The sequence below is a fragment of the Achromobacter sp. GbtcB20 genome, from assembly GCF_019091095.1.
In the GTDB taxonomy this organism is placed as follows: Bacteria; Pseudomonadota; Gammaproteobacteria; order Burkholderiales; family Burkholderiaceae_B; genus Achromobacter; species Achromobacter mucicolens.
In genome coordinates, this window is sequence record NZ_JAGXJZ010000516.1 from 1 (window position 1) to 274 (window position 274).

Genomic DNA, 274 nt, shown 5'->3' on the forward strand with positions numbered 1-274 from the left:
AGGCCGCTGTGTACGACAGTCGAGCCTAGGCACTGCTTGACCATTCCATCCGTCGAGCGATAGCTTCCTTTGCTCCACCCCTCCACATCAGGCCGCCCTGGCTTTGTATCGAGCATTAACTTGTACTTGGCCTGCGATGGCAGCAGCCCAGCTTTCTTGATCGCGTACTTCAACTGCTCGGTATATGTCCAGAAGCTGCAGTCGCCATCGGACGACCCAGACACGATGTCGATATCCAATCGGGTCACGAGATAGTCCGTTGCCGGGTTGTTGA

The 274-nt window shown here is 55.8% G+C and carries 1 pseudogene; it reads right to left on the reverse strand.

From position 1 onward, the window contains the following. Nucleotides 1–274: pseudogene (locus KVT32_RS30015) on the reverse strand (HORMA domain containing protein); the annotation flags it as partial.